Origin of the sequence: Nocardia sp. CC201C (assembly GCF_030010695.1) — a bacterium.
Lineage (GTDB): Bacteria > Actinomycetota > Actinomycetes > Mycobacteriales > Mycobacteriaceae > Nocardia > Nocardia otitidiscaviarum.
Map to the genome: position 1 here is coordinate 1 of NZ_JASCXP010000518.1, position 4,375 is coordinate 4,375.

Consider the following 4,375-nt stretch of genomic DNA (forward strand, 5'->3'; position numbering starts at 1 on the left):
CGCGGCGGGCCGGCGGTCCGCGCAAGATGCGCCCCGGGTGGTCACACCACCCCGGGGCGTCGGGACTCAGTTGTCCTGGCAGGCGGCGGAATCCAGCTTGGCGGCCTTCACGATGCTGCACGCGAAGCCGTGGTCGACCTTCCATTCGGTGCCCTCGGCGACGAAGGCGACGGTGGCGTTCTCGACCGGGGAGCCGTCGATGGTCACATTGGCGTCGGCCTTCAGCTTGCCGTCGACCGGATCCTGCACGTTGGTGATCTCGACGGTGACGTTGTTCTGCTTGGCGGCGTCGACCAGTTTGTCGACCAGCTGCGGGTCCACGGCCGCGTCCTCGATCCAGCTGATCTTGGTCTTGGCGTCGATGGACGGATCGAATGCCTTGTTGATCTTGTCGTTCAACTCCGCCACGGTCGGCTTCGGCAGATTCGGGACCTCCGTGGTGGACGGCGCGGCGCCGGTCACCTTGTCCTCGTCCTCGGTGGAGCCCTCGAACTCGCCCGCGGGCGCGGCGGAGGTGGTGGTCGCGTCGGAACCGGTGTCGTCACCGGAGCCGCAGGCCGCCAGACCGAAGGCCGAGGCGGCCACCGCCACCGCGGCGGCGGCACGGAAAATGGTGTGTTTCAACGAAATTCTCCCTGAATCGGAATGAAGGATCAGAGCCGGTAACCGCTGGTGCAGTTCCAGTGGATGATGGTCGCGTCGGAGAGGTTGCGGTCCAGCGCCTGATTGCGCGCAGCGCTCCGGGATTCCGCCGCCCCGAAGGTGTAGTAACCCTGGCGTGAGTAGGCGACCGCACCGCAGCCGTTGGCGAAGCGTGCGACGATCTTGCAATCCATCCCCCGGCATTCGCTCAGCGCGGCGTCCTGCGCCGCCGCCCGCGAGGCGTAATCATAGGAGTAGCCGATGCTGCCCGTGGAGCTGGACAGCGCGATGGCACCGTAGTTGTACCCCGCCGCGTTCGCCGGTGCCGCCGTCACGGCCAGCAGGGAACCCGCCGCCGCGATCACAGCGGCCGCGCCGCTGACAATCTTCTTCAAGGTGTTGCCCTTCTTTGCTTATGGGTCCACGACCCGATGGACCGAGGAGTCAAGCTACCGACCCGAATTGGCCGACGCCAACCCGGAAGCAGCGGAAACGAGCGATCGCCGCACGATTCGCGTACCGGACCGCCGGGCCCGTGATGCGGTAATGATCATGTGGAGCGCTTATCGTCGGCCGGGTGTTTCCCTTAAGGCCGACCCTTCTGCTGAGCTGTTTGTCCGATTAGGGTGCGCGTATGAGCATGGCCCAACGCGAGCGGCAACATCTGGTGCAGACCATGGCGGCCGCCGGTCCGGACGCCCCCACCCTCTGTGGCGACTGGACGGTGCGGGATCTGGCCGCCCACTTGATCGTTCGTGAGCGCCGTCCGGATGCGGCGCCCGGAATCCTACTGAAACCCCTGGCCGGATATTTGGAACGCGTGCAATCCACAGTGGCGCGGCGGCCGTTCCCGCAACTGCTCGAACAGGTGCGCACCGGCCCGCCCGTCTGGTCGCCGCTGCGGCTGGTGGACTCGGTCGCCAATCTCACCGAGATGTTCGTCCATCACGAGGACGTCCGCCGCGCCGGCACCAGCTGGGAGGCGCGGGAGATGTCACCCGACGACGAGGACCGGCTGTGGAAGGCGTTGCGTCCCGTCGCCAAGATGGCGTATCGCAAGTCGCCGGTGACCGTGGTGCTCGCGACCCCGGACGGCCGCCGCCACACCGCGCACACCGCCGGTGGCCGCACGGTGGTGCTCACCGGACCGCCGTCGGAACTGCTGTTGCATGCCTTCGGACGCGATGAGGTGCGGCTGAGCATGTCCGGCGACCCGGACGATGTGCGGGCGGTGCTGGCCACCGATCGCAGCGTCTGATCCGCCCGAATTCCGGGCACCCGCCGACCACATCCCGGTTCGGCTGGTAATAACCACCGTGGTCGTGCAACGATCACGACGAGCGGTGGCTCACCGTGACGAGCGCCACATCCGGCGGTCGGCGCGGGAGTGTAGGTATTGAGGTGGAATTGCGATGACATGGCGACTGTCGGTACTCGGACCGGTCGAGCTGAGTCACGAGGGCGTGCCAACGGCCGCCATGCCGCCCAAACAGCAGGCCGCCCTGCTCATTCTGGCCGGGGCGCGCGGACGCACCGTCTCGGTCGAGGAACTGGTGGACGGCATCTGGGGTGAGCGGCGACCGCCGTCCGCGCTGGGCGCGCTGCGCAATTACGCCTGGGCGCTGCGCAAGCGTTTCGCCGCCGGGACACACGCGGTGCGATTGACCTCCGGCACCGGCGGCTACCGACTCGACGGGGCCGTCGAACTCGACACCGACCTGGTCGACCGCTTCCGGGTCGAGGTCGAGCAACTGCGCATCGCCGGAGATCTGGACCGCGCCGAAGCCGTGCTGGAAGCCGCGCTCGGGCAGTGGCGCGGCGATCCGCTCACCGGGGTGCCCGGTCCGTGGGCCGAGGCCGAACGGGCCCGGCTGCGCCGCCTGCACCGGGTGCTGTGCGAGGACCGGGTCGAACTCGCCGTGGCCGCACAGGACTATCCGCGCGCCATCACCGATCTGGAAGGGCTGATCACCGCCGATCCGCTCAGTGAACGGCTGCGCGGACTCATGATGACCGCGCTCTACCGCGCGGGCCGCCGCACCGAGGCACTCGAGGAGTACCAGCGCATCCGGCGCCTGCTCGTCGCCGACCAGGGCATCGAACCGGGACCGGCGCTCATCGAGCTGCATCAGCGCATCCTCACCGACGAACTGCCCGCCGTGGCCGCCGGTGCGCCCGCACCGCTGCCCGCCCCCGCCCAATTGCCGCCCGACACCGCCGATTTCACGGGTCGGCACGAGGTTGTGGACCGGCTCTGCGATGAACTGCGCGACGATCTGAGCCTGCCCATCGCGGCCGTGTCCGGAATGGGCGGGGTCGGCAAGACCACCCTCGCGCTGCATGTGGCGCATCGGATGCGCGCCCGCTTCCCGGACGGGCAGCTGTATGTGGACCTGCACGGCGCGGCCGCGCGGCCCGCCGACCCGGGGCAGGTGCTGGGCGGATTCCTGCGCGCCCTGGGCGTGCCCGATTGGGAGATGCCGGCGGGAGTGGACGAGCGGGCGGCGCTGTTCCGGTCCACGGTGAGCGGTCGGCGGCTGCTGCTGATGCTCGACGATGCCTTCGACGGAGCCCAGATCGCACCGCTGCTGCCCGGAACGCCCGGATCAGCGGTGCTGGTGACGGCGCGGCGACCCCTGACCGCACTGCCCGGGGCACGGCCCACCGCGCTGGGCGTGCTCGCCCGCGACGAGGCCGAGGAGCTGTTCGCGCGGATCGTCGGCGTGGACCGGGCGGCGGCCGAACCCGAGGCGTCCCGGCGGGTGGTCGAGCTGTGCGGGCTGCTGCCCCTGGCGATCCGGATCGTGGCCGCGCGCGTGGCGGCCCGGCCCACCTGGACCATTGCCTCGGAGGCGCGGAGACTGACCGAGGAACGTGCCGGGCTGCGCTGTTTCCGCGCCGGGGAACTGGCCCTGGACGCGGTGTTCCAGGCCGGATACGACCAGCTCGAACCGGCGGCGGCGCGTGCCTTCCGATTGCTGGCCGGTACCGGCCTGCCGGAGCTGCCGCTGGCCGCCGCCGCGGTGGCGCTGGGATGCGCGGTGGACGAGGCCGAGGAGTTGTGCGAGGGACTGGTCGATCGCGGCATGCTCGAATCCATCGGGCGCGGGCGCTATCGCTACCACGAACTCATGCGGATGTTCGCACTCGGCCACGGCTCTCGGTCCGATGAGACCGATGTGCTGGCGCGGTTACTCGATCACTATCTGGCGACCATGAAAACCGTGCTGCGGGTACGGCATCCGGGACTGGTGCTGCCGTCGGCGGCGACCGTGGCGGCGGGGGAGCGGCTGCGCGACCTGGACGACACCCGGCGCTTCCTCGAACTGGAGCGGCGCAATATCGCCGCGCTGTACCGGCTGGCGGCAGCCGCGACCCCGCGACACCGGGTGGTGGCCGCGGATCTGGCGATCACGGTGGCGGTGACCCTGCTGGCCGGTGACGCCACCGTCGACCTGGAACAGGCCCTGGACGGTCTGATCGCGGCGACGGCCGCCGACGGGAATCCGACCGCATGCCGCCGGGCCCGACTGGCGCTGGCGTTCGCGCTGCTCGTCGAATTCGGTGAACCGGAACGGGCGGCGGTCGAACTGCGGCAGATCCTCGACGGCCACGACCCGAGTACGGAGATCTGGGTCGGCGGCGCGGCCCACCTGCTCACCGGCGCGCTGGCTCTGGGCGAGGGTGAGATCGACGCCGCGATCGACTCCTTCCGCATGGCGCTGCGGCTGCA

At 70.1% G+C, this 4,375-nt stretch carries 4 protein-coding genes; 2 read left to right on the forward strand and 2 right to left on the reverse strand.

Annotated features, from left to right (window positions below; all coding sequences use genetic code 11):
- Positions 1 to 66: 66 nt before the first annotated feature.
- Complete coding sequence (locus QK444_RS33040; protein ID WP_282785975.1) at positions 67 to 624, reverse strand: hypothetical protein; 558 nt, start codon at positions 622 to 624, stop codon at positions 67 to 69.
- Positions 625 to 653: 29 nt separating this feature from the next.
- Positions 654 to 1,037: a DUF4189 domain-containing protein gene (locus QK444_RS33045; protein ID WP_029928191.1), complete on the reverse strand. Its 384-nt coding sequence runs from the start codon at positions 1,035 to 1,037 to the stop codon at positions 654 to 656.
- Positions 1,038 to 1,276: 239 nt separating this feature from the next.
- On the opposite strand from QK444_RS33045, the gene QK444_RS33050 reads away from it, so the two are divergent.
- Complete coding sequence (locus QK444_RS33050; protein ID WP_039815833.1) at positions 1,277 to 1,900, forward strand: TIGR03085 family metal-binding protein; 624 nt, start codon at positions 1,277 to 1,279, stop codon at positions 1,898 to 1,900.
- A 154-nt stretch (positions 1,901 to 2,054) separates the two neighbouring features.
- The coding region (locus QK444_RS33055) for a BTAD domain-containing putative transcriptional regulator (RefSeq protein WP_282785976.1) at positions 2,055 to 4,375 on the forward strand (2,321 nt) is incomplete at its 3' end.

Excerpts from the sequence above, each read along its gene's own strand:
- QK444_RS33050 (WP_039815833.1), top strand. The coding sequence starts at position 1,277 with ATGAGCATGGCCCAACGCGAGCGGCAACATCTGGTGCAGACCATGGCG.